We start from the raw sequence: 23,023 nt of genomic DNA, 5'->3' as shown, positions 1-23,023 counted from the left end.
CTGCCTTCCTGTATGAAAAACCAATACTGTGTTTTCGTACAGTATAGACTGGTTTTTTATCCAGTAAAGAGGCAGCGATGTAAATCAGAACAATTTTTTCGACCAGCCGAGCTTGGTGCTTAATGTATTGAAATAGCTGTAATCTTTAGGGTGAATCAGATTGAGGTGATAATCACAGCGGCGAATGAGAACGTCTTCGCCATCCTGGATCGGCAGGGCAATCTGGCTGTCGCAGCTGATCTCCAGATCGCTGCAGCGGTGAGAGAAGCGCAGGCGGATGGTGCTGTCGCCGTTGATCACCAGCGGTCGCGCCGAGAGGGTGTGCGGGAACATCGGCACCAGGGTGATGGCGTCCAGCGACGGGGTGAGGATCGGGCCGCCGGCCGACAGCGAATAGGCCGTGGAGCCGGTCGGAGTGGAGATAATCAGGCCGTCCGAGCGCTGGGAGAAGGCAAAGACTTCATCGATATAGACTTCGAACTCAATCATATGCGCCACTTTGCCGGGGTGCAGCACCACTTCGTTGATGGCGGTGCTGATGCGTTTCTGGCAATCCTGCTGGCACACCTGGGCCTCCAGCAGAAAGCGTTTTTCCGCGATGTAGTGGCCTTCCAGTACGTCGGCGAGCTGCTGCAGGGCGTTGTCCGGGTCAAGGTCGGTGAGAAAGCCGAGGTTGCCGCGGTTAATGCCGATGACGTTAATGTCGTAACGGGCCAGGGTCCGCGCCGCGCCGAGCATATTGCCGTCGCCGCCTACCACCACCGCGAGGTCGGCCTGTTGGCCAATCTCCGCCAGCGTGCCGGTTTTCACGTTGCTGAGCTGGAGTTCATGGGCGATCTGCTGTTCAACCAGCACTTCATACCCTTTGCTGCACAGCCAGCGCCAGAGCATTTCATGTGTGGTCAGGGCGGTGGGGTGACGAGGATGTCCCACAATGCCGATACACTTGAAATGGTTCTTCATGATCTGGATGTCCTTGCGTTAAATGAAATAGTGACAATCTGTCCGCTTCCCTTGAAACCCGGAAACTGATCCCCATAATAAGCGAAGTTAGCGAGATGAATGCGAAAAAAACGCGGAGAAATTCATGAGTAGTAAAGAACAGAAAACGCCTGAGGGGCAAGCCCCGGAAGAAATTATCACGGAGCAGCACGACGACGTTGAGGCGGTAGAGCCTGAAGTTTCGGCTGAGCAGGTGGATCCGCGCGATGAAAAAATTGCGAATCTGGAAGCCCAGCTGGCTGAAGCGCAGAAACGTGAACGTGAAGTGATGCTGCGTGCCAAAGCCGACGAAGATAACCTGCGTCGTCGTACCGAGCAGGATATCGAGAAAGCGCACAAATTCGCGCTGGAAAAATTCGTCAATGAACTGCTGCCGGTGATCGACAGCCTGGACCGCGCGCTGGAAGTGGCCGACAAGGCTAACCCGGAGCTGGCGCCGATGGTGGAAGGGATCGAACTGACCCTCAAATCTATGCTGGACGTAGTGCGTAAGTTTGGCGTGGAAGTGATCGCCGACACCAACGTTCCGCTGGATCCGAACGTCCACCAGGCCATTGCGATGGTCGAGTCTGAAGACGTGGCGGCGGGCAACGTGCTGGCCGTGATGCAGAAAGGTTACACCCTGAACGGCCGCACCATTCGCGCCGCGATGGTGACGGTAGCAAAAGCGAAATAACGTTTGCTGCCTTGCTCAACGGCTGCCCGCGGGCGGCCGTTTTTTATGCCATCGCTCCCGGCGCGAGAAAAAAAACGGCGGGCCGCAGCCCACCGTGATGTTAATTCCTTCGCTCGCGCTACTCCGCGACGCTCTCGCGTAATGATTTCACCGGCATCACTTTCACCTGTTTGATCATGTTGTCCTGCACGTCGAGGATATCAATATCATACTGCTCAATGCGCACGCGGGTGCCCGGGACCGGGATCTCTTCCAGCGCTTCAAGGATGATACCGTTGATGGTGCGCGCTTCATCTTCCGGCAGGTTCCAGTTGAACGCTTTGTTGATCTCGCGAACGTTGGCGCTGCCGTCGATTATCACCGTACCGTCGTTGAGCGGGGTCACTTCCTCCGCCAGGGTGGGTGACATGGAGGTGGTGAAGTCGCCGACAATCTCTTCAAGAATATCTTCTACGGTAACCAGCCCCTGAATATCGCCGTATTCATTAACCACCAGGCCGACTTTCTTTTTATTGCGCTGAAATTTCACCAGCTGGGTGCTGAGCGGCGTCCCTTCCGGAACAAAGTAGATCTCATCTGCCGCCCGCAGCATGATTTCTTTTGTGAACTCTTTCTTCTCCGTCATCAGGCGGTAGGCTTCGCGGACGCGCAGCATGCTGATGGCATCGTCCAGCGAATCGCGGTAGAGCACAATGCGGCCGTGTGGGGAGTGGGTCAGTTGGCGGACGATAGATTTCCAGTCGTCATTGATGTCGATGCCGACAATCTCATTGCGCGGCACCATGATGTCGTTAACGCTGACCTTCTCCAGGTCCAGCACCGACAGCAGCATATCCTGATTGCGTCGTGAGATTTGTGAACGGGATTCATTCACAATCGTGCGCAGTTCATCTTTACTCAGGGCGCTGCTGATGACGGTATCGGTGCGGATGCCCATCATGCGCATCAGCATGCGGGTGATGGTATTCAGCAGCCACACCAGGGGCATCATCAGCACCTGCAGGGGCGCCAACAGGAAGCTGCTGGGGTAGGCGACCTTTTCCGGATAGAGGGCGGCGATGGTTTTCGGCAGGACTTCGGCAAACACCAGCACCACAAAGGTGAGCACGCCGGTGGCGATCGCGACGCCGGCATCGCCGTAGAGGCGCATGCCGACGATGGTGCCCAGCGCCGAGGCGAGAATGTTGACGAGGTTATTGCCGATGAGCACAAGGCTAATCAGGCGGTCCGGCTTGCGCAGCAGCTTCTCCACGCGCTTGGCGGGGCGGTTGCCTTGTTTCGCCATATGACGCAGCCGGTAGCGGTTCAGCGTCATCATGCCGGTTTCGGAACCGGAGAAATAGGCAGAGATAATCACCATGACGATCAGCGTTATGATCAGCGTGGTGGTGGAGATATGTTCCACGTAGGATTCCTTAAAAGACTTAGCTCACGAACTGTTGCAGCACGCGGCTACCAAAATAGGCCAGCGTCAGCAGACCGGCGCCAGCGACGCTGAACCAGACCACACGACGTCCGCGCCACCCTTCATGATAGTGGCCCCACAGCAGGACGATATAGACGAACCACGCAATAATCGACAGCACCGCTTTATCAATGTTTTCGCTGCTGAACAGATTGTGCATATAGAACAGACCGCTACACAGCGTCAGGGTCAGCAGCACCACGCCGACCTGGGTGATGTGGAACATTTTGCGCTCAATGCTCATCAGCGGCGGCATTTCGCTACTGAAGGCCAGCTTTTTGTTCTTTAACTGGTAGTCGATCCACGCCAGCTGTAGCGCATACAGCGCGGCAATGATCAGCGTGGCGTAGGAGAAGAGCGACAGGCCGATATGCACCAGCATCCCCGGGGTGGTTTCCAGGTGGGTGATATATTCGTTAGGCACGAAGGTGGCGAAGGCCAGATTGATCAGCGCGAAGGCATAGACGATAGGCAGCAGCAGCCAGCCGCGATTGCGTGAGGCCACGATAGTCATGACCGTACAGATCATCAGGCTCACCAGCGACCCGACGTTCAGTAAGCTGAGGTTTTGCCCGCTCTCGCCGCCGGGAAATATCCGTGCTTCCAGCGCAAAAGCATGGCAGATCAACGCGATAGTCGCTGATAAAATCGCCATTCGCCGCCAGCTGCTGTTTTTTTGCAGCAAGCCGGGGATAATCAGCGCGAGGCTGACAGAGTAGGCGACAAGGGCGAGTAGAGCAAAAACAGGCATAGGTGTCGGCTGTTGGATAAATAAGAAAGAGAAGCAGTATAACGTCAGCAGGCCTCTGCTCCAACCGTTGCAGCACATTCAGATTGATGTCGTGTTATACTCCGCCACATTCGTTTTGTGTGTCGCTGCGGCGACCGACCGTTTCCACCTCAGGCGAGAGACAATGTTTGATAATTTAACCGATCGTTTGTCGCGTACGCTGCGCAACATTAGCGGCCGCGGACGCCTTACAGAAGACAATATTAAAGACACCCTGCGCGAAGTGCGCATGGCGCTGCTGGAAGCGGACGTTGCGCTTCCGGTGGTACGTGATTTCATCAGCCGCGTCAAAGAGAGCGCGGTCGGCCATGAAGTCAATAAAAGCCTAACCCCGGGTCAGGAGTTCGTCAAAATCGTCCGCAACGAACTGGTGGCGGCGATGGGCGAAGAGAACCAGACCCTCGACCTGGCGGCGCAGCCGCCGGCGGTGGTGCTGATGGCGGGCCTGCAGGGCGCCGGTAAAACCACCAGCGTCGGTAAGCTGGGGAAATTCCTGCGCGAGAAGCACAAGAAGAAAGTGCTGGTGGTTTCCGCGGACGTTTACCGCCCGGCGGCGATCAAACAGCTGGAGACCCTGGCCGAGCAGGTCGGCGTCGACTTCTTCCCGTCCGACGTCGGGCAGAAGCCGGTTGATATCGTCAACGCGGCGCTGAAAGAAGCGAAGCTCAAATTCTACGACGTGCTGCTGGTGGATACCGCCGGTCGTCTGCACGTTGACGAAGCGATGATGGACGAAATTAAGCACGTCCACGCCGCCATTAATCCGGTTGAAACCCTGTTCGTCGTCGATGCGATGACCGGCCAGGATGCGGCGAATACCGCCAAAGCCTTTAACGAAGCGCTGCCGCTGACCGGCGTGGTGCTGACCAAAGTGGACGGCGACGCCCGCGGCGGCGCGGCGCTGTCGATTCGCCATATTACCGGCAAGCCGATTAAATTCCTCGGCGTCGGCGAGAAAACCGAAGCGCTGGAGCCGTTCCATCCGGACCGCGTCGCCTCTCGCATCCTCGGCATGGGCGACGTGCTGTCGCTGATCGAAGATATCGAGAGCAAAGTCGACCGCGCGCAGGCCGAGAAGCTGGCCTCCAAGCTGAAGAAAGGCGACGGTTTCGATCTCACCGACTTCCTTGAGCAGCTGCGCCAGATGAAAAACATGGGCGGCATGGCCAGCCTGATGGGCAAGCTGCCGGGTATGGGCCAGATCCCGGACAACGTGAAAGCGCAAATGGATGACAAAGTGCTGGTGCGTATGGAAGCGATCATCAACTCGATGACCCTGAAAGAGCGCGCCAAGCCGGAAATCATCAAAGGTTCACGTAAGCGCCGTATCGCCGCCGGCTGCGGAATGCAGGTGCAGGATGTGAACCGTCTGCTCAAGCAGTTCGACGACATGCAGCGCATGATGAAGAAGATGAAGTCGAAAGGCGGCATGATGAAGATGATGCGCGGGATGAAAGGGATGATGCCTCCAGGCTTCCCGGGCCGCTAATCGGCCTGGCTTGTTTGCCATTTCGCCACCGGGGTGTGCTCGCCATCCTCACGTACTACGTGTACGTTCCGGTGGCTGCGCGCACGCCGGCAGCGAACTGACTGCACCGCCGACGGCCTTTTACAGCAGACTTATCAACTGCTGATTGCATTTTCCCCAGAAATCAGTAAAATTTTCGGGCTTTTAATATGACACCGGGCTCCGTTCCTCGATGGGGCCCGGTTGTTTTATTCACACAAGAGGATGTTATGGTAACTATTCGTTTAGCACGTCACGGCGCTAAAAAGCGTCCGTTCTACCAGGTTGTTGTCACCGACAGCCGTAATGCACGCAACGGTCGCTTCATCGAGCGCGTTGGTTTCTTCAACCCGATCGCTAACGGTGCGGAAGAAGAGACTCGCCTGGATCTGGATCGTATCGCTCACTGGGTTGGCCAGGGCGCTACTGTTTCCGATCGCGTTGCCGCGCTGATCAAAGCCGCTAACAAAGCAGCTTAATCTGTCACGGTGGTCATGATGAGCAAGCAACACACCGCACAAGCACCTGTTGATCCGATCGTATTGGGGAAAATGGGTTCTTCCTACGGTATCCGTGGTTGGCTCAGAGTGTTTTCCTCCACCGAAGACGCCGAAAGCATTTTTGACTATCAGCCCTGGTTAATCCAGAAGGCGGGTCAGTGGCAGGTCGTTGAGCTGGAAAGCTGGCGCCACCACAATCAGGACATCATCATCAAGCTGAAAGGCGTTGACGATCGTGATGCCGCGAATCTACTGACTAATTGCGAAATTATCGTGGATTCATCGCAGTTGCCGGAGCTGGAAGAGGGTGACTACTACTGGAAAGACCTGATGGGCTGCCAGGTAGTGACAACGGAAGGCTATAGCCTCGGTAAAGTCATCGATATGATGGAAACCGGGTCTAATGACGTGCTCGTCATCAAGGCAAACCTGAAAGATGCATTTGGTATCAAGGAGCGGTTGGTTCCGTTCCTCGATGGGCAGGTTATCAAGAAAGTCGATCTCACTACGCGTACTATCGAAGTAGATTGGGATCCTGGTTTTTAAATTCTCCGGATAAACGGTAAAAGACGGCGCTATGTGGATTGGCATAATTAGCCTGTTTCCTGAAATGTTCCGCGCAATTACCGATTACGGGGTAACTGGCCGGGCAGTAAAAAATGGCCTGCTGAGCATCGAAAGCTGGAGTCCTCGCGACTTCACGCATGACCGGCACCGTACCGTGGACGATCGTCCTTACGGCGGCGGACCGGGGATGCTAATGATGGTGCAACCCTTACGGGATGCCATTCATGCAGCAAAAGCCGCGGCAGGTGAAGGCGCGAAGGTGATTTATCTGTCACCTCAGGGACGCAAGCTTGATCAAGCGGGCGTCAGCGAACTGGCAACGAATCAGAAACTGATTCTGGTGTGCGGTCGCTACGAAGGGATAGACGAGCGCGTAATCCAAACCGAAATTGACGAAGAATGGTCAATCGGCGATTACGTCCTCAGCGGTGGTGAGTTACCGGCAATGACGCTGATTGACTCCGTTTCCCGGTTCATTCCGGGGGTACTGGGCCATGAAGCATCAGCAACGGAAGATTCCTTTGCTGATGGGTTGCTGGATTGTCCCCACTATACCCGTCCTGAAGTGTTAGAAGAGATGGAAGTACCGCCAGTATTGCTGTCGGGAAACCATGCTGAGATACGTCGCTGGCGTCTGAAGCAGTCGCTGGGCCGAACCTGGCTTAGAAGACCTGAACTTCTGGAAAACCTGGCTCTGACTGAAGAGCAAGCAAAGCTGCTGGCGGAGTTCAAAACTGAACACGCGCAACAGCAGCATAAACATGATGGGCAGGCGTGAGCCCCCAATATCAGTTTACCCAGGATAAGAGATTAAATTATGAGCAACATTATTAAGCAACTTGAACAAGAACAGATGAAGCAGGACGTACCTTCCTTCCGTCCGGGTGATACCGTGGAAGTGAAAGTATGGGTTGTTGAAGGTTCCAAAAAACGTCTGCAGGCATTCGAGGGCGTGGTTATCGCTATTCGTAACCGCGGTCTGCACTCTGCATTCACTGTTCGCAAAATTTCCAACGGCGAAGGCGTTGAGCGTGTCTTCCAGACTCACTCTCCGGTAGTTGACAGCATTGCTGTTAAACGTCGTGGTGCTGTACGTAAAGCTAAACTGTACTACCTGCGTGAGCGCACTGGTAAGTCTGCTCGTATCAAAGAGCGTCTTAACTAAGATTCGCTTTCGCGACATCCTGACAAAAAGGGCTGGCCTCAGGGCCGGCCCTTTTTTTATCTTTGTTGTAACCATCGTGATGTAAATCATTTACAATATGCCCTCTATTCGGAGGGGCGGTGGTCAGCAACAGTTTTCAGCAAACGACACCTAAACGGCGAGCCGCCTGGCTGGCGCTGTTGGCGATCCTGCTGATCGTCGTGGCTCCCCTGATCTCCGTCTCCCTGCAAAAAGACCCCATGAGCGCCATGCCCGGCATGCACCACGCCATGATGATGGACAGCTCGCCAGCGAGTATGGCGCAGATGCCTGGCCACGAGATGGCGATGACGCATAGCGCAGACGGCGCTACGCATACCGGACACGAACTGCCGCTGGATCATGCCGAAGCGTGTGGCTATTGCGTGCTGTTAGCCCACGTCCCGGGGCTGCTTTTCGCGCTGGCGCTGTTCGTCGCCATGCTCCTGCGGCGCATTCGCCTGCCGGCTTCTCGGCCGGTATTAAAACACTGGCGTTACTTTCCCTGGCTCTACCCCGAAACCCGCGCCCCGCCGCGGCTGTCTGCTTTTTCCCTTTAATAAAAATGAATCTGCGCACTGCGCAACGACCTCTTTTTGCTTTGAAAAAGGAAAAGTATGACAACCTGCACCTCGCGCGCGGCATGGCTGAACCTGCTGCGTCGCCTCCATTTCTATATCGGGCTGTTTATCGGACCGTTTATCTTTGTCGCTGCCCTGACCGGCACGCTGTACGTGGCGACGCCGCAGCTGGAAAACTGGCTCTATCACGATGCGCTGTATGGCCTTCCCGAAGGCACCCCGCAGCCGCTCAGCGCCCAGATTGCGGTGGCAGAAGAAGCGACCCAGGGTAATCTGCGGCTGCTGGCGGTACGTCTGGCCCCCGCGGTGGGCGAGACCACCCGCATTATGTTTGCCGATCCGAGTCTCGGGGAGTCGGAATCCCGGGCCATTTTTGTCGATCCGATCGCGCTGCGGGTGAAGGGCGATATGACGGTCTACGGCACCAGCGGCATCCTGCCGCTGCGGCAGTGGATTGACTATGCGCATCGTTCGCTGCTGCTGGGCGACAGCGGGCGGCTCTACAGCGAACTGGCTGCCTCATGGATGTGGGTGGCCGCCCTGGGGGGCATTGCCCTGTGGGCGATGACGCGTCCAAAACGGCGGCTCAATAACACCCTGCAGAATCATCGTCGGCTGCACGTGACGCTGGGCTGGTGCTTACTGCTGGGCATGCTGCTTTTCTCCGCCACCGGCCTGACCTGGTCGCAATGGGCCGGCGGCAACGTGGATAAAATGCGGGCGGCTTTCGGCTGGTGGACGCCACAGGTCAATACCCTGCTGCACGGTGAGGCGCCGATGGCGCACGATCCCCATGCCGGGCATCATAGGGAGGCGATGGCCATGACCCAGCATCAGCCAGCGCAGTTTGACCAGGCGCTGGCGGTGGCCCGTCAGGCGGGGCTGAACGCCAGCCGGCTGGAGATCCGTCCGCCGGTGTCAGACGAACGCGCCTGGACGGTGAATGAGATCGACCGCCGCTGGCCGACGCAGGTGGACGCGGTGGCGATCGATGGCGCCTCGATGCAGGTGGTGGATCGCACCCATTTTGCCGACTTTCCGCTGATGGCGAAGCTTACCCGCTGGGGCGTCGATTTCCATATGGGGATCCTCTTTGGTCTGGCGAATCAGCTGCTGCTGGTGGGGTTTGGCTGCGCACTGTGCGTAACCATCGGCGTGGGGTACCGGCTGTGGTGGATACGCCGTCCGCCACAGGCCGTCTGGGATCCGGCGCTTTCCCTGCTGCAGGCATGGCTGTCGCTCGCCTGGCCTGCCCGTGGGCTGGTGCTGGGGATAGCGTTAGCCCTGGGGCTGGCCATGCCGTTGATGGGGATCAGCCTGGTGCTGTTCATTGCCGTTGACTACCTGCGCTGGCGCGCGGCAACGGCAATGAGGATAGCGAAGTCTAGCGATTAAGCGGACGTCTAGGGCGTGCTGATGACCACCGTGACCCGGCGGTTTTCAGCGCGCCCGGCCGCGGTATCGTTGCTGGCGATCGGGTATTTTTTGCCAAGGCCGCGGGTGACTAAATTACTGCGCGGGATATGGGCGCCTTCCGCCCAGGCATCGGCTACGCTGTTGGCCCGCTTAAGCGACAGGGCTTCGTTATAACTATCCTCACCATAATTATCGGTGTGGCCTTCAAGGCGGCTATGTGTAATCCCGGTTGTCGCCAGCCGCGAGGCCATTTGGGTGATCTGCTGGCGGCTGTCGGGACGTAGTCGGTAGTCATTCTTGTCAAACAGGATGCTATCGGATAAGCCCAGGGACCAATCGCCATTGCTTTCAGTGAAGCCATAAGATTTCATCGCCGCCACCTGCTCAGGGGTAAATTTTCCCTGAGGAGCCTGGCAACCTGTCAAAAGCGCCGCCGCCATCAGGGCGGGGGCGAAATATTTCCTGATCATAATGCGTCCTTTATTATTTCAGCATCTGCTGGATACGTTGGTTTTTCATCCGATACATATTCTGATCGGCAAGTTCTTGCAGTGATTCCGCCGTGGCGTGTTCCCACGCCAGGGCATAACCGACGCTCAGCGAGAGCGTGGCGCTATGGCCATTGTGCAGGTTGAATGGCGGAAGAAATTGTTCTGACAGCGCCTGACACAGGGCCTGGACTTCTGCTTCCGAGCGCACCTCGCGCAGCAGAACGGCAAACTCATCGCCACCAAGACGCCACGCCAGATGGCGTTTACCGGCGAAAGTCATCAGGCGGCTGGCGACTTCCATCAGCACTTTATCGCCCGCCGCATGTCCCCAGTTGTCATTGATCAATTTGAAGTTATCGCCATCGAGAAACAGTAACGCTGAGGTCTGGTGATCCACTTCATTTTTCATCAGCTCGGCGAGCGCGTTGCGAAAGGCGGCGCGGTTAGCCAGACCGGTCAACGGATCGTGTAACGAGCTGCGCAACAGCTGAGCATTTTTGGCCTGCAACTGGCGCTGCCAGTCCTCCATCTCCCCCAGCAGACTGTTAAAGTCCTGGGCAAACAGATGGAACTCCTCGATACGCTCCTCCGGCACCCGCCGGGAGAAGTGGCGGTTTTCGCGAATATCATGCACGACCTCGGTGATGCTCTGCAGGGCGGCGACGATCCCCCGGTGCAGGGAGTGGGTCAGCAGCAGGCCGATGAACGAGGCGAGCAGAATGCTGCCGGTCAGTACCAGAATCGAGATGCCGAGAAAGTGGCTAATCAGTTCGTCAAGCGCGGTCAGTCGCAGCTCGCCGATTTGTTTCCCCTGGTGCCAGATGGGCTGCACCGTGGGCTCCGGAAACAGCCATTTACTGATAAGGCCGCTCACTTGTTCTTTGTTGGCCAGCGGTTCGTGGCGCCAGGCGGCGAAGTGCTGCTTCTGGCCGTTGAGCACGATCGCCTGGGAAATCTGCCCTTGCTTCCCCAGCGAAGCGAGGGTCTCCTCTGCTGCCGCGCTGTCGCCAAACACCAGGGCGGCTTCGAGGCTGCGGCCCATGGTCGCGGCAGTGAGCTCAAGATTTTTCTGCGCGTACTGCTTGAGCGTGAAAATAGAGGCCGTGCTCAGCAGCAGCCAGACCAGCGTCATGGAGATCACCACGCTTATCACGCTAATGCGACGCAGCGCGCGTTTGAACGTCGGGCGCGATGTCTGTGAAAAGTCCTTATTCATGTGGTTTCTTCCGGGCAAGCATCAGGACGTCCGGGTTAACCCGAACCCCGCTGTGCGTCAGAACGTCCAGATTAACGGAGAAGCGGACCCTGTCGTCGTTGATGATCAGGCAAAACGCGCTACCAATTGAGCAATCCGTATTTTGTTCTGCGATGAGTAACAGCGGCCTCGAGCCATAGCGGCGAGTTAATTCCGACTGTTGGGTCGGCGTTTCGCTGCCAAAATAAAAACCATCGCAGGTCGTTTTTAACGCTTCTTCACTATTACGTACTATCACCGGTTGATAAGGCAATGCATCCGGCGCTTCATGAGCCAGGCTATGGGTGAAGCGTGATGAGGCAAAAATGCATAGCTTCGGCGCCCCTGTTAATGACGGCCAACGGGTGTAGGTCACGATCCCGGAAACAATAGCGCGAACATGTTCTGAAGGTCCGGCAGCAAAAACAGGAGATACCGCGATGAGAAAAAATACAGTCAATAAAAGACGGTGTAATACTGTCATTAACGCTTCCGTCAAATTCGCCATAGCGCGGGAATAGCCGCTGCCGATGCCCGGCGAAGAATACCACTGATAGCAAAACCCGTCATTAGATGCGCCCTTTGCTTTGGGACAAATCTCACCAGGATTTTTCGTAATGCCGATGGCGCTGGCGAGCAATTTTGGCGCGATTTCATTATCTGTAAATATTATTGTACGGTTAATGCCGTGGTAAGGGCCAATTAATTTATCACTGTAAAGTAAAATTTACGGAATATGGATTGAATTCTTTACTTCGTATGGTATCGTTACGTCATGCCCGCTGAGGCAACCCTTATCGCAAACGAGCTACACAGGATCGCAATCATGCAAAAAGACGCGCTGAACAACGTACATATTACCGACGAACATGTATTAATGACCCCGGAGCAACTGAAGGCGGAATTCCCCCTGAGCGTTGAACAGGAAGCGCAGATCGCGCACGCCCGTGAAACCATCTCCAATATCATCGCCGGTCGCGATCCGCGCCTGCTGGTGGTCTGCGGTCCTTGCTCCATTCACGATCCGGAAGCGGCGATCGAATATGCTCGTCGGTTTAAAGCCCTTGCCGCAGAGGTCAGCGATAGCCTCTACCTGGTGATGCGCGTCTATTTTGAAAAACCCCGTACCACCGTCGGCTGGAAGGGGCTGATTAACGATCCGCATATGGATGGTTCGTTTGATGTTGAAGGCGGCCTGAAGATTGCGCGTCGTCTGCTGGTCGAGCTTGTGAATATGGGACTGCCGCTGGCGACGGAAGCGCTGGATCCCAACAGCCCGCAGTACCTTGGGGATCTGTTCAGCTGGTCCGCTATCGGCGCGCGAACCACGGAATCTCAGACGCACCGCGAAATGGCCTCTGGTCTTTCCATGCCGGTAGGCTTTAAAAATGGCACCGACGGTAGCCTGGCCACGGCTATCAACGCCATGCGCGCCGCGGCGATGCCGCACCGCTTCGTCGGTATCAACCAGGCCGGGCAGGTCTGCCTGCTGCAAACGCAGGGTAACCCGAACGGCCATGTGATCCTCCGCGGCGGTAAGGCGCCGAACTACGGTCCGGAAGATGTGGAGAAATGTGAAAAAGAGATGGCGCAGGCGGGACTGAAGCCGTCGCTGATGGTAGATTGCAGTCATGGGAACTCCAATAAAGATTTCCGCCGCCAGCCGGCCGTGGCTGAATCCGTTGTCGCGCAGATCAAAGATGGCAATCGCTCCATTATCGGCCTGATGATCGAGAGTAATATCCACGAGGGCAATCAGTCCTCTGAACAGCCGCGTGAGGCGATGAAATACGGCGTTTCGGTAACGGATGCCTGCATCAGCTGGGAAACCACCGATGCGCTGTTGCGTGAACTGGATAAGGATCTCCGCGGCCACCTGGCGGCCCGTTTGGTGTAAGAGGAAAGTATGGTTGCTGAACTGACCGCGTTACGCGATCAAATTGATGAAGTGGATAAAGCGTTGCTTAGCCTGCTGGCTAAGCGCCTGGAACTGGTGGCCGAAGTCGGCGAGGTGAAGAGCCAGTATGGCCTGCCGATTTACGTCCCGGAACGCGAGGCGGCGATGCTCGCCTCCCGGCGTGAAGAGGCGGCTGCGCTCGGCGTTCCGCCGGATCTGATCGAGGACGTTCTGCGTCGCGTGATGCGGGAATCCTATTCCAGCGAAAACGACAAAGGCTTCAAAACCCTTTACCCCAATCTGCGGCCGGTGGTGATCGTCGGCGGCGGCGGGCAGATGGGGCGTCTGTTTGAGAAGATGTTAACGCTGTCCGGCTACCAGGTGCGCATTCTGGAAAAAGAGGACTGGGCGCGGGCGACGGATATCGTCGCCGATGCCGGTATGGTCATTGTCAGCGTGCCGATTCACACCACCGTGGAGACGATCGCCAGGCTGCCGCCGCTGCCGGCGGATTGCATTCTGGTCGACCTTGCCTCGGTTAAAGCAGAGCCGCTGCAGGCGATGCTGGCGGCGCATCAGGGCCCGGTACTCGGCCTGCACCCGATGTTCGGTCCGGACAGCGGCAGCCTTGCCAAGCAGGTGGTGGTCTATTGCGATGGACGCCAGCCGGAGGCCTATCAGTGGTTCCTCGAGCAAATTCAGGTCTGGGGCGCGCGCCTGCATCGCATCAGCGCGGTGGAGCACGATCAGAACATGGCCTTTATTCAGGCGCTGCGCCACTTTGCCACCTTCGCCTATGGTCTGCATCTGGCGGAAGAGAATGTGCGCCTTGAGCAGTTGCTGGCGCTCTCGTCACCCATTTACCGGCTGGAGCTGGCGATGGTGGGCCGTCTGTTTGCCCAGGATCCGCAGCTCTACGCCGACATTATTATGTCCTCGGAAAACAACCTGGCGCTGATTAAGCGCTACTACCAGCGGTTTGGCGAGGCGATCGGTCTGCTGGAGCAGGGCGATAAGCAGGCGTTTATCGATAGCTTCCGTAAAGTCGAACACTGGTTTGGCGATTACGCCCAGCGTTTCCAGAGCGAGAGCCGCACGCTGCTGCGTCAGGCGAACGATAATCGGCAGTAAAGCGAAAAAGATGTATACAATAAAGCCAGCGACCGCTGGCTTTTTTTATAGGGATGACAACGATGGCTGAACCACAACCGCTGTTTGACTACACCGGATACCTGCCGGAATGCCCGACCTGGAGTGAGGCAGAGCAGGCCCTCTACTGGGCCGATATCATGGAATGTGAAATTCACCGCTACGATACCCGCAGCGGCGAACACCAGGTGCTGCAGTTTCCGGAGGAGGTCGGCTGTTTTTCCCTGCGCGAGAAGGGCGGTTTTATCGTTGCATTGCGCAGCGGTATCTGGCTGACCGACGCCCACGGTCTGCTGCGGCGGAAAGTCTGCGATAACCCGAGCAACCCGGAACTGGCGCGCTTTAACGACGGCGGGACCGATCGCGACGGGCGCTTTTATGCCGGCACCTTCTGGGGCCCGGGGGATTACAACGGCGCGCTGCTGATGCGGGTCGATAACGACCTGAAGCCGTCGGTGATCCAGTGCGACATCCATGGCGCCAACGGTCTGGCGTTTAGCGCCGACCGGCGCTGGATGTATACCTCCGATACGCCGAACGCCGTGATTTACCGTACGCCGCTGGATGAGCAGGGTGAGCCTGGCCAGCGCGAAGTCTTTCGCCGTTTTCTGCCGGGCGAAGGGATCCCGGACGGGGCGGCGATTGACGTGGAGGGATGTTACTGGAGCGCAATGTTTGACGGCTGGCGGATCGCTCGTTTCTCTCCGCAGGGTGAGGAGCTGGAGTCCTACCCGATGCCGGTACGTTGCCCGACGATGGTCTGCTTTGGCGGGGCGGATATGAAAACGCTCTACATCACCACCACCCGGGAAAACATGGCGGACGATGAGCTGGCGCAGTATCCGCTGTCCGGCGCTATCTTCACCCTGCCGGTGGCGGTGGCAGGGATGAAGAAATTGCCGTTCCGCGAACGCTAAACCGGATCCACCGGCACGACGTTTTCGCTGGGGTAGCAACCGAGAACCTTCATGGAGCGGGTGATCTCCGCCAGCTCCTTCAGCGCCTTGCGCATGGGCAGCGAGTCCAGGTTTGCCTGAATATCGAGATAAAACATCTCTTCCCATGGATTGCCATGGATTGGGCGAGACTCCAGTTTGGTCATGATCAGATTGTGATTGCGCAGCACCAGTAAGGCCTCCACCAGGGCGCCCGCCTGCTGACCGGTCGCCATTAACAGCGTGGTCTTCGCCGGAACCTGATCGGAGACGTTCACCGCTTTGCGCGCCAGAACGAGGAAGCGCGTAATATTCTGCGTCTGGTTGGCCTGGCAGTGCTCCAGCACCTGCAGACCGTACAGGGCGCCGCCCGCTTCGCTGCCCAGTGCCGCGACGGCCGGGGAGTTCGCCTGCGCGACTTTTTCCATCGCCGCTGAGGTGCTCTCGGTATATTCAATCTTCCAGTGCGGGTAGCGACTCAGATACTGGCTACACTGCTGGAACGGCTGCGGATGGCTGTAGACGGTCTGAATTTTATCGGCATTCGTCGAGGTGCTGACCAGTACGCAATGATCGATAGGGATCGTCAGCTCGCCAACGATCGACAGGCTGGTGTGCTGCAGCAGATCGTAGACGTCGTTGATCCCGCCGGAGCTGGTGTTTTCAATCGGCACTACGGCGTAATCGGCCTGACCGGTCTCCACCTGATTAAAAATATCGGCGAACTTCGCGCAGCCGCTTTCAATAAACTGCTCAAAGTGGCGAGCGGCGTACTGACGCGCCGCCAGATGCGAATAAGAGCCTTTGGGACCGAGGAACGCCACGCGAGCCGAATGCGGGTTAATTTTATTCAAGTGCTGCTGCAACAGGGTTTGCTGGGTCAGAACAGAGTCTTCGATAATCAGCTGGAACAGGCGGGTGATGTAGTGTGCATCCAGATTATGACGCTTGCCGAGGGTCATCAGACGCTCCAGCAGATCGCGTTCGCGGTCAATATCACGCACCGGACGATGGGAGGCCAGTTTGGCTTTACCAACCTCAATAGCCAGCCCGCGACGCTCCGCCAGCAGAGCAAGCAGTTTCTCATCCAGCGCGCTTATCTTGTCGCGCAGCGCCAGTAATGGGTTTTCCTCGGTCATAGATGTTGCCTTTGTTGTTATCAAATAAAAAAGGCCTCCCGGGTGGGAGGCCTTATTGTTCGTCTTCGCATTCTTTCTTATACGACGAATTGCCTCCCGGTCAGGGGAAGGTAAAAAAGAATGCGAAGAAGAACGGGACGAGTTTCATGATGAATTCCTTTAAGTAGTGGGGATTACAGTACCTGTACTGTTTTCACTCTGTCAATAAAAAACGCGCCCGAAGGCGCGTGGCATGACACAACTTAAGTTAAGGATTACTCTTCTTCTTCCACAAAGCCTGCCTCTTTCACCGACGTCGCGGCGCGGCGGGCTTCCCCTTTGTGTTGCACTTTATTGAGCTGCCGTTCCAGCTTGTTGATCAATTCGTTAATGGCGGCGTACATATCTTCATGACGCGCACTGGCAACCAGATGGCCGTTTGGCGTGTTAATGGTTGCGTCAGCGATAAAACCCTGCGGCTCCTTAGACAGAATGATGTGCGGGTTAATTAAATGAGTTTGCCACTTATCCAGTTTGGCGAGACGGTCTGCGACATGCTGGCGGATTGCCGGAGTAATTTCCATTTGTTTACTGGTAATGTTCATTGTCATAAATTTTACCTCTTGTCTTTCCCGTCTTGGTGAATCCAGCATACCTTTCCCAATGTCAAAATGTGTGATCTAAATCACATTTTATTGTCACTTTTTGTCAACGAATTCATTTTGTGAGACAGGGCAGGAAGAGATGAGATTTTACTTGTCGAACCCGACAAAGCAGGCCATATTTGATGAGTTAACCCGGCGCTAAACCGCTTCAGCTAGCCAGGATAATGGATAAAAAAACGGCAGCCAGGGGCTGCCGTTTGCGATCTATGAATCAGGCTCAGGTGTTCTTGCTGTTCGCGGCGATAATCTTCGCGACTTTGTCCGCCTGAGCGTTCATCTGCATTTGACGATAGGCGTTTTCCATCTTCGGCAGGGCATCGCGGGTGGCCTGGGTATCCGGATAGTTACGCATCATACCTTCCACGCGGTTAACGACGGCAACCCATGCGCCGCGGTCGGTGTAGTAATCCACCACCGACAGCTCATACTTCGCCAGGCGATCTTTCAGGAACACCATACGCTTATAGGCGTCAGTGGCATACTGGCTGTTCGGGTAGCCACGTACCAGTTTGGAGAAGTCATTGAAGGCATCGCGCGCGTGCTGCGGATCGCGGTCGGAACGATCGACGCCGAAGAAGCCCTGCAGGGCGCTGTCATCCAGAGCCATGTTGGTCAGGCCGCGCATATAGATGACGTAGTCGATGTTCGGATGGGTGGGGTTCAAGCGCATGAAGCGATCGATGGCGGCCTGAGCCAGCGGCAGATCGGCGTTTTTGTAATACGCATAAATCAGATCCAGCTGTACCTGTTGGGAATAAGGGCCGAATGGATAACGGTTATCCAACGCTTCCAGTTGCGTTATCGCCTGTTTCCAGTTACCGTCCTGCAGTTTTTGCTGGGCGGTCGCGTAGATTTCATTCGGCGGATTATCAGGCACCTCTTCCTTAGAGCCGGAGCAACCCACCAAAGCCAGGCTCAGTGTGGCGGCTGCCACCAGGTATTTCATGCGCGTCATGACGTTTTGACTTCCTCAAAATGTTTATGCGGGAGAATCTCTGTTCCTGCTCCCGATTAAGACCAGCTACAATAGCACACTATATTAAACGGCAAAGCCGTAAAACCCAACGTTAAACGAAGAAGCTGTATATGGCACAACGAGTACAACTCACCGCAACGGTGACCGAAAATCAACTCGGTCAACGCTTAGATCAGGCTTTGGCCGAATTGTTCCCTGATTATTCGCGATCGCGGATAAAAGAATGGATCCTCGACCAACGCGTATTAGTCAATGGCGCCATTGGCGATAAACCGAAAGAAAAAGTGCTGGGGGGAGAACGCATCGCTATCGATGTGGAAATCGAAGAAGAGGCGCGCTTCCAGCCGCAGGATATTCCGCTCAATATCGTTTACGAAGATGACGACATCCTCGTGATCAACAAACCGCGCGATCTGGTTGTACATCCTGGCGCGGGCAACCCCGACGGTACTGTGCTGAATGCGCTGCTGCACTACTATCCGCCTATTGCCGATGTGCCGCGTGCGGGTATCGTCCACCGTCTGGATAAAGACACCACCGGTCTGATGGTGGTGGCGAAAACCATTCCAGCGCAAACCCGGCTGGTGGAGTCGCTGCAGCTGCGCGAGATCACCCGTGAGTACGAAGCGGTGGCGATCGGTCATATGACCGCCGGCGGTACGGTGGAAGAGCCGATCAGCCGTCACCCGACCAAGCGTACCCATATGGCGGTGCACCCTATGGGCAAGCCGGCGGTGACCCACTACCGCATTATGGAACATTTCCGCATTCATACCCGTCTGCGCCTGCGTCTGGAAACCGGGCGTACGCATCAGATCCGCGTGCATATGTCGCATATTACCCATCCGCTGGTAGGCGACCAGGTGTATGGCGGCCGCCCGCGTCCGCCGAAGGGCGCGTCGGAGGAATTCATCACCGCGCTGCGTAAATTCGACCGCCAGGCGCTGCACGCCACCATGCTGCGTCTGTACCATCCGATTACCGGTATTGAAATGGAGTGGCATGCGCCCATCCCACAAGATATGGTCGAGCTCATCGAGGCGATGCGCGCCGATTTTGAAGCCCATAAGGACGATATTGACTGGTTATGACTAAACTGATTGTACCGCAGTGGCCAATGCCCGGCAGCGTGGCGGCCTGTAGTTCTACCCGCATCGGCGGCGTGAGTCTGCCGCCCTATGACTCGCTCAATCTGGGCGCCCATTGCGGCGACAATCTGCAGCATGTCGAAGAAAACCGGCGGCGGATGTTTGCCGCCGGCGGCTTGCCGTCTTACCCGGTTTGGCTGGAGCAGGTTCATGGTACCGATGTGCTCACGCTGGACGGCGGACCCTATCCGTCGAAACGCGCGGATGCCTCTTATAGCCGTACGCCAGGGACTGTCTGCGCGGTGATGACCGCTGACTGCCTGCCGGTCCTCTTCTGTAACCGCGCCGGTACCGAAGTCGCCGCGGCGCATGCGGGATGGCGCGGCTTATGCGAAGGGGTTCTGGAAGAGACGGTCGCCCGTTTCGCCGATAAAGCCGAAAACATTATGGCGTGGCTGGGGCCCGCCATCGGTCCGCAGGCGTTTGAGGTGGGGCCAGAAGTTCGCGACGCTTTTATGGCGAAGGATGAGAATGCGCACCGTGCTTTTCGTCCGGCAGGCGAAAAATATTTTGCTGATATCTACCAACTGGCTCGGCAGCGTCTGGCAAACGTCGGCGTTGAGCAGATTTTCGGCGGCGATCGCTGCACGCTAAGCGAAAAGGATGATTTTTTCTCTTACCGGCGCGACAAGACCACCGGTCGTATGGCAAGTTTCATTTGGCTGATATAACCTAGAGAATCAAGACGATCCAGAAGGCAAACTTATTTTTCGCATAGTTCAGGTCTTTAACCTTGAATAATTGAGGGATGACCTCATTTAATCTCCAGTAGCAAATTTGACCTGTTATGGGAGGAGTTATGCGTCTGGATCGTCTTACCAATAAATTCCAGCTTGCTCTTGCCGATGCCCAGTCGCTCGCACTCGGGCACGACAACCAATTCATCGAACCTCTTCATTTAATGAGCGCCTTGCTGAATCAGGAAGGGGGATCGGTACGTCCTTTATTAACCTCGGCGGGCGTGAATGCCGGGAAACTGCGCACTGACATCGAACAGGCTCTGAGCCGTTTACCGCAGGTGGAAGGCACCGGCGGCGATGTACAACCTTCTCAGGATTTAGTGCGGATCCTGAACCTTTGCGACAAGCTGGCGCAAAAGAAAAAGGACAATTTTATTTCGTCAGAACTGTTTGTTCTGGCGGCGCTTGAATCACGCGGTACGCTGACCGACCTTTTAAAATCCGCCGGAGCAACAACCGCCAACGTGACCCAGGCGATTGAACAAATGCGCGGAGGTGAAAGCGTGAACGATCAGGGTGCCGAAGACCAACGTCAGGCATTGAAGAAATTTACCGTCGATCTCACCGAGCGTGCCGAGCAGGGCAAGCTGGACCCGGTTATCGGCCGTGATGAAGAGATCCGCCGTACCATTCAGGTACTGCAGCGCCGTACCAAAAACAATCCGGTGCTGATTGGTGAACCCGGGGTGGGGAAAACCGCTATCGTCGAAGGCCTGGCGCAACGTATCGTCAACGGCGAAGTGCCGGAAGGGCTGAAAGGCCGCCGGGTGCTGGCGCTGGATATGGGCGCGCTGGTGGCCGGGGCGAAATACCGCGGTGAGTTTGAAGAGCGTCTGAAAGGCGTGCTGACCGACCTGTCGAAACAGGAAGGCAACGTCATTCTGTTTATCGATGAACTGCATACCATGGTTGGCGCCGGTAAAGCCGATGGCGCGATGGATGCAGGCAACATGCTCAAGCCGGCGCTGGCGCGTGGTGAACTGCACTGCGTCGGGGCGACGACGCTTGACGAATACCGTCAGTACATTGAAAAAGACGCTGCGCTGGAGCGCCGCTTCCAGAAAGTGTTCGTCGCCGAGCCATCGGTAGAAGATACCATCGCTATTCTGCGCGGCCTGAAAGAACGTTATGAACTGCACCACCACGTGCAGATCACTGACCCGGCAATCGTGGCGGCGGCGACCTTGTCGCATCGTTACATTGCCGACCGTCAGCTGCCGGATAAAGCCATCGACCTTATTGATGAGGCGGCGTCCAGCATCCGTATGCAGATCGACTCGAAGCCGGAAGAGCTGGACCGTCTCGATCGCCGTATCATCCAGTTGAAACTGGAGCAGCAGGCGCTGAAGAAAGAGTCTGATGAGGCGAGTCTGAAGCGCCTTGATATGCTCAACGAGGAGCTGGCGGATAAAGAACGGCAGTACTCGGTGCTGGAAGAAGAGTGGAAAGCGGAAAAAGCGTCCCTCTCGGGCACTCAGACCATCAAAGCCGAGCTGGAGCAGGCGAAAATCGCCATCGAACAGGCGCGTCGCGTCGGTGACCTGGCGCGGATGTCTGAGCTGCAGTACGGCAAAATTCCGGAACTGGAGAAACAGCTGGCGGCAGCCACTCAGTCCGAAGGGAAAACCATGCGTCTGCTGCGTAATAAAGTAACGGATGCTGAAATCGCCGAAGTGCTGGCCCGCTGGACCGGTATCCCTGTTTCCCGCATGATGGAAAGCGAGCGTGACAAACTGCTGCGTATGGAGCAGGAACTGCATCATCGGGTAATTGGCCAGGATGAGGCGGTTGAAGCGGTATCTAACGCGATTCGCCGCAGCCGTGCTGGGCTATCCGATCCGAACCGACCGATTGGTTCATTCCTGTTCCTTGGTCCGACCGGGGTCGGTAAAACCGAGCTGTGTAAAACGCTGGCTAACTTTATGTTCGACAGCGACGACGCGATGGTGCGTATCGATATGTCCGAGTTTATGGAGAAACACTCCGTCTCGCGTCTGGTCGGTGCGCCTCCGGGATACGTCGGTTATGAAGAGGGCGGGTACCTGACCGAGGCGGTGCGCCGTCGTCCTTATTCCGTCATCCTGCTGGATGAAGTGGAAAAAGCGCACCCGGATGTGTTCAACATTCTGCTGCAGGTACTCGACGACGGGCGCCTCACTGATGGGCAGGGGAGAACGGTCGACTTCCGTAATACGGTGGTCATCATGACCTCGAACCTCGGTTCCGATCTGATTCAGGAACGGTTCGGCGAGCTGGATTACGGACATATGAAAGACCTGGTGCTGGGAGTGGTCAGCCAGAACTTCCGTCCGGAGTTCATCAACCGTATCGATGAAGTGGTGGTCTTCCATCCGCTGGGTGAGAAACACATTGCTTCTATTGCCCAGATCCAGCTGCAGCGTCTGTATAAACGTCTGGAAGAGCGCGGATATGAAGTGCGGATGTCCGATGAGGCGCTGAAGCTGCTAAGCGCTAACGGGTACGATCCGGTATACGGCGCGCGGCCACTGAAACGCGCTATTCAGCAGCAGATTGAGAACCCGTTAGCCCAGCAGATCCTTTCTGGTGAGCTGATTCCGGGTAAAACCGTCGAGCTGGTAGTGAAAGACGACCGTATCGTGGCAGTGCAGTAAGTCACAAAACGACAAAAACGGGCCCAGCGGGCTCGTTTTTGTTTAAAAACCAGGCAAGAATTAAAGCTCAACACCTGATTTGGTTGAAAAGTGAGCGGTTGAATTCTTTTTTTGAATTTATCCTTGTCACTTCAGAATTACCCCCTATAATGCGCCTCCACTGACACGGAACAACGGCAAGCAAGCCGCCGGGACAGCAGGATTCAACAGCGAAAGCAACGTTGAAAACCGACAGAGAAAAGCAAAATAAGCGCTTGACTCTGAATGAGGAAGGCGTAATATACGCCACCTCGCGACAGAGCGCTAAAGCGCGTCGCAACTGCTCTTTAACAATTTATCAGACAATCTGT

Annotated in this window: 24 protein-coding genes and 1 other annotated feature; of the genes, 14 read left to right on the top strand and 10 right to left on the bottom strand. The window is 56.3% G+C overall.

The window, feature by feature from the left end; genetic code table 11:
- Positions 1–84: 84 nt before the first annotated feature.
- Positions 85–963, bottom strand: a complete 879-nt coding sequence (gene nadK / locus QLG03_RS10460; protein WP_002914158.1) for an NAD(+) kinase — start codon at positions 961–963, stop codon at positions 85–87.
- Positions 964–1,087: 124 nt separating this feature from the next.
- Here nadK and grpE point away from each other — a divergent pair, with 124 nt between their 5' ends.
- Positions 1,088–1,678, top strand: a complete 591-nt coding sequence (grpE, locus tag QLG03_RS10455; RefSeq protein WP_004174800.1) for a nucleotide exchange factor GrpE — start codon at positions 1,088–1,090, stop codon at positions 1,676–1,678.
- 118 nt (positions 1,679–1,796) lie between these two features.
- On the opposite strand, the gene QLG03_RS10450 is transcribed toward grpE, so the two are convergent.
- Together QLG03_RS10450 and QLG03_RS10445 are read right to left on the bottom strand one after the other, a co-directional pair.
- The gene (locus QLG03_RS10450; protein ID WP_023290690.1) at positions 1,797–3,083 is read right to left on the bottom strand and encodes an HlyC/CorC family transporter; all 1,287 of its coding nucleotides are present in this window, start codon (positions 3,081–3,083) and stop codon (positions 1,797–1,799) included.
- 19 nt (positions 3,084–3,102) lie between these two features.
- Positions 3,103–3,894, bottom strand: coding sequence for an inner membrane protein YpjD (locus tag QLG03_RS10445; protein ID WP_002914153.1), 792 nt, complete (start codon positions 3,892–3,894; stop codon positions 3,103–3,105).
- 163 nt (positions 3,895–4,057) lie between these two features.
- Between QLG03_RS10445 and ffh the strand changes: the two genes are divergently transcribed.
- The 7 genes from ffh to QLG03_RS10410 all read left to right on the top strand — a co-directional run bounded on the left by ffh (position 4,058) and on the right by QLG03_RS10410 (position 9,666).
- On the top strand, positions 4,058–5,422 hold the full coding sequence (gene ffh, locus QLG03_RS10440; RefSeq protein WP_002914152.1) for a signal recognition particle protein: 1,365 nt from the start codon (positions 4,058–4,060) through the stop codon (positions 5,420–5,422).
- A 248-nt stretch (positions 5,423–5,670) separates the two neighbouring features.
- Positions 5,671–5,919 carry a 30S ribosomal protein S16 gene (gene rpsP, locus QLG03_RS10435; RefSeq protein WP_002914149.1) on the top strand — a complete coding sequence of 83 codons (249 nt, stop codon included), beginning with the start codon at positions 5,671–5,673 and terminating at the stop codon, positions 5,917–5,919.
- 18 nt (positions 5,920–5,937) lie between these two features.
- Entirely contained in the window at positions 5,938–6,486 is a 549-nt protein-coding gene (gene rimM / locus QLG03_RS10430) for a ribosome maturation factor RimM (protein ID WP_004150977.1), read from the top strand.
- Between the two features lie 31 nt (positions 6,487–6,517).
- Positions 6,518–7,285: a tRNA (guanosine(37)-N1)-methyltransferase TrmD gene (gene trmD / locus QLG03_RS10425; protein ID WP_002914147.1), complete on the top strand. Its 768-nt coding sequence runs from the start codon at positions 6,518–6,520 to the stop codon at positions 7,283–7,285.
- Positions 7,286–7,324: 39 nt separating this feature from the next.
- On the top strand, positions 7,325–7,672 hold the full coding sequence (gene rplS / locus QLG03_RS10420) for a 50S ribosomal protein L19 (RefSeq protein WP_002914145.1): 348 nt from the start codon (positions 7,325–7,327) through the stop codon (positions 7,670–7,672).
- A 119-nt stretch (positions 7,673–7,791) separates the two neighbouring features.
- Complete coding sequence (locus tag QLG03_RS10415; protein ID WP_032453748.1) at positions 7,792–8,250, top strand: DUF2946 domain-containing protein; 459 nt, start codon at positions 7,792–7,794, stop codon at positions 8,248–8,250.
- A gap of 57 nt (positions 8,251–8,307) precedes the next feature.
- On the top strand, positions 8,308–9,666 hold the full coding sequence (locus QLG03_RS10410) for a PepSY-associated TM helix domain-containing protein (RefSeq protein ID WP_255988555.1): 1,359 nt from the start codon (positions 8,308–8,310) through the stop codon (positions 9,664–9,666).
- Between the two features lie 8 nt (positions 9,667–9,674).
- On the opposite strand, the gene QLG03_RS10405 is transcribed toward QLG03_RS10410, so the two are convergent.
- The 3 genes from QLG03_RS10405 to QLG03_RS10395 are packed head-to-tail and all read right to left on the bottom strand — an operon-like array spanning position 9,675 to position 11,896.
- Positions 9,675–10,157, bottom strand: coding sequence for an OmpA family protein (locus tag QLG03_RS10405; protein WP_023290687.1), 483 nt, complete (start codon positions 10,155–10,157; stop codon positions 9,675–9,677).
- A gap of 13 nt (positions 10,158–10,170) precedes the next feature.
- Positions 10,171–11,394: a diguanylate cyclase DgcN gene (gene dgcN / locus QLG03_RS10400; protein WP_023290686.1), complete on the bottom strand. Its 1,224-nt coding sequence runs from the start codon at positions 11,392–11,394 to the stop codon at positions 10,171–10,173.
- Complete coding sequence (locus QLG03_RS10395) at positions 11,387–11,896, bottom strand: YfiR family protein (protein WP_023290685.1); 510 nt, start codon at positions 11,894–11,896, stop codon at positions 11,387–11,389. Before QLG03_RS10395 ends, dgcN begins: the two co-directional genes overlap by 8 nt.
- A gap of 342 nt (positions 11,897–12,238) precedes the next feature.
- Here QLG03_RS10395 and aroF point away from each other — a divergent pair, with 342 nt between their 5' ends.
- The 3 genes from aroF to QLG03_RS10380 all read left to right on the top strand — a co-directional run bounded on the left by aroF (position 12,239) and on the right by QLG03_RS10380 (position 15,375).
- Complete coding sequence (gene aroF, locus QLG03_RS10390; RefSeq protein ID WP_023290684.1) at positions 12,239–13,309, top strand: 3-deoxy-7-phosphoheptulonate synthase AroF; 1,071 nt, start codon at positions 12,239–12,241, stop codon at positions 13,307–13,309.
- A gap of 9 nt (positions 13,310–13,318) precedes the next feature.
- Entirely contained in the window at positions 13,319–14,440 is a 1,122-nt protein-coding gene (gene tyrA / locus QLG03_RS10385) for a bifunctional chorismate mutase/prephenate dehydrogenase (RefSeq protein WP_004206843.1), read from the top strand.
- 62 nt (positions 14,441–14,502) lie between these two features.
- Complete coding sequence (locus tag QLG03_RS10380; RefSeq protein WP_101976862.1) at positions 14,503–15,375, top strand: SMP-30/gluconolactonase/LRE family protein; 873 nt, start codon at positions 14,503–14,505, stop codon at positions 15,373–15,375.
- On the opposite strand, the gene pheA is transcribed toward QLG03_RS10380, so the two are convergent.
- The 4 genes from pheA to bamD form a co-directional block, all read right to left on the bottom strand.
- A complete protein-coding gene (gene pheA, locus QLG03_RS10375) occupies positions 15,372–16,532 on the bottom strand; it encodes a bifunctional chorismate mutase/prephenate dehydratase (protein ID WP_049013860.1) in 1,161 nt (386 codons plus the stop codon). The two genes, QLG03_RS10380 and pheA, sit on opposite strands and share 4 nt — an antisense overlap.
- 24 nt (positions 16,533–16,556) lie before the next feature.
- Positions 16,557–16,681, bottom strand: a sequence feature (Phe leader region).
- Positions 16,633–16,680: a pheA operon leader peptide PheL gene (gene pheL, locus QLG03_RS10370; RefSeq protein WP_100250063.1), complete on the bottom strand. Its 48-nt coding sequence runs from the start codon at positions 16,678–16,680 to the stop codon at positions 16,633–16,635. It overlaps the preceding feature by 48 nt.
- A gap of 105 nt (positions 16,682–16,786) precedes the next feature.
- Positions 16,787–17,122, bottom strand: a complete 336-nt coding sequence (raiA, locus tag QLG03_RS10365) for a ribosome-associated translation inhibitor RaiA (RefSeq protein ID WP_002914111.1) — start codon at positions 17,120–17,122, stop codon at positions 16,787–16,789.
- A 271-nt stretch (positions 17,123–17,393) separates the two neighbouring features.
- The gene (gene bamD, locus QLG03_RS10360) at positions 17,394–18,131 is read right to left on the bottom strand and encodes an outer membrane protein assembly factor BamD (RefSeq protein WP_004145664.1); all 738 of its coding nucleotides are present in this window, start codon (positions 18,129–18,131) and stop codon (positions 17,394–17,396) included.
- A 131-nt stretch (positions 18,132–18,262) separates the two neighbouring features.
- Here bamD and rluD point away from each other — a divergent pair, with 131 nt between their 5' ends.
- The 3 genes from rluD (at position 18,263) to clpB (ending at position 22,673) form a co-directional block, all read left to right on the top strand.
- The gene (rluD, locus tag QLG03_RS10355) at positions 18,263–19,243 is read left to right on the top strand and encodes a 23S rRNA pseudouridine(1911/1915/1917) synthase RluD (protein WP_023290681.1); all 981 of its coding nucleotides are present in this window, start codon (positions 18,263–18,265) and stop codon (positions 19,241–19,243) included.
- Positions 19,240–19,971, top strand: a complete 732-nt coding sequence (gene yfiH, locus QLG03_RS10350) for a purine nucleoside phosphorylase YfiH (protein WP_023290680.1) — start codon at positions 19,240–19,242, stop codon at positions 19,969–19,971. The genes rluD and yfiH overlap by 4 nt, the downstream gene beginning before the upstream one ends.
- 128 nt (positions 19,972–20,099) lie before the next feature.
- Positions 20,100–22,673 carry an ATP-dependent chaperone ClpB gene (gene clpB, locus QLG03_RS10345; RefSeq protein ID WP_004206837.1) on the top strand — a complete coding sequence of 858 codons (2,574 nt, stop codon included), beginning with the start codon at positions 20,100–20,102 and terminating at the stop codon, positions 22,671–22,673.
- Positions 22,674–23,023 lie beyond the last annotated feature (350 nt).

The sequence above is a fragment of the Klebsiella sp. V115_8 genome, from assembly GCF_029967715.1.
In the GTDB taxonomy this organism is placed as follows: domain Bacteria; phylum Pseudomonadota; class Gammaproteobacteria; order Enterobacterales; family Enterobacteriaceae; genus Klebsiella; species Klebsiella quasipneumoniae.
Note: the sequence above shows the minus strand (reverse complement) of the source record. Positions and strands in the feature narration are given on the sequence as shown.

Excerpts from the sequence above, each read along its gene's own strand:
- nadK (WP_002914158.1), bottom strand. The coding sequence starts at position 963 with ATGAAGAACCATTTCAAGTGTATCGGCATTGTGGGACATCCTCGTCAC.
- grpE (WP_004174800.1), top strand. The coding sequence starts at position 1,088 with ATGAGTAGTAAAGAACAGAAAACGCCTGAGGGGCAAGCCCCGGAAGAA.
- QLG03_RS10445 (WP_002914153.1), bottom strand. The coding sequence starts at position 3,894 with ATGCCTGTTTTTGCTCTACTCGCCCTTGTCGCCTACTCTGTCAGCCTC.
- ffh (WP_002914152.1), top strand. The coding sequence starts at position 4,058 with ATGTTTGATAATTTAACCGATCGTTTGTCGCGTACGCTGCGCAACATT.
- rpsP (WP_002914149.1), top strand. The coding sequence starts at position 5,671 with ATGGTAACTATTCGTTTAGCACGTCACGGCGCTAAAAAGCGTCCGTTC.
- rimM (WP_004150977.1), top strand. The coding sequence starts at position 5,938 with ATGAGCAAGCAACACACCGCACAAGCACCTGTTGATCCGATCGTATTG.
- trmD (WP_002914147.1), top strand. The coding sequence starts at position 6,518 with ATGTGGATTGGCATAATTAGCCTGTTTCCTGAAATGTTCCGCGCAATT.
- rplS (WP_002914145.1), top strand. The coding sequence starts at position 7,325 with ATGAGCAACATTATTAAGCAACTTGAACAAGAACAGATGAAGCAGGAC.
- QLG03_RS10410 (WP_255988555.1), top strand. The coding sequence starts at position 8,308 with ATGACAACCTGCACCTCGCGCGCGGCATGGCTGAACCTGCTGCGTCGC.
- QLG03_RS10405 (WP_023290687.1), bottom strand. The coding sequence starts at position 10,157 with ATGATCAGGAAATATTTCGCCCCCGCCCTGATGGCGGCGGCGCTTTTG.
- dgcN (WP_023290686.1), bottom strand. The coding sequence starts at position 11,394 with ATGAATAAGGACTTTTCACAGACATCGCGCCCGACGTTCAAACGCGCG.
- QLG03_RS10395 (WP_023290685.1), bottom strand. The coding sequence starts at position 11,896 with ATGACAGTATTACACCGTCTTTTATTGACTGTATTTTTTCTCATCGCG.
- aroF (WP_023290684.1), top strand. The coding sequence starts at position 12,239 with ATGCAAAAAGACGCGCTGAACAACGTACATATTACCGACGAACATGTA.
- tyrA (WP_004206843.1), top strand. The coding sequence starts at position 13,319 with ATGGTTGCTGAACTGACCGCGTTACGCGATCAAATTGATGAAGTGGAT.
- QLG03_RS10380 (WP_101976862.1), top strand. The coding sequence starts at position 14,503 with ATGGCTGAACCACAACCGCTGTTTGACTACACCGGATACCTGCCGGAA.
- pheA (WP_049013860.1), bottom strand. The coding sequence starts at position 16,532 with ATGACCGAGGAAAACCCATTACTGGCGCTGCGCGACAAGATAAGCGCG.
- raiA (WP_002914111.1), bottom strand. The coding sequence starts at position 17,122 with ATGACAATGAACATTACCAGTAAACAAATGGAAATTACTCCGGCAATC.
- bamD (WP_004145664.1), bottom strand. The coding sequence starts at position 18,131 with ATGACGCGCATGAAATACCTGGTGGCAGCCGCCACACTGAGCCTGGCT.
- rluD (WP_023290681.1), top strand. The coding sequence starts at position 18,263 with ATGGCACAACGAGTACAACTCACCGCAACGGTGACCGAAAATCAACTC.
- yfiH (WP_023290680.1), top strand. The coding sequence starts at position 19,240 with ATGACTAAACTGATTGTACCGCAGTGGCCAATGCCCGGCAGCGTGGCG.
- clpB (WP_004206837.1), top strand. The coding sequence starts at position 20,100 with ATGCGTCTGGATCGTCTTACCAATAAATTCCAGCTTGCTCTTGCCGAT.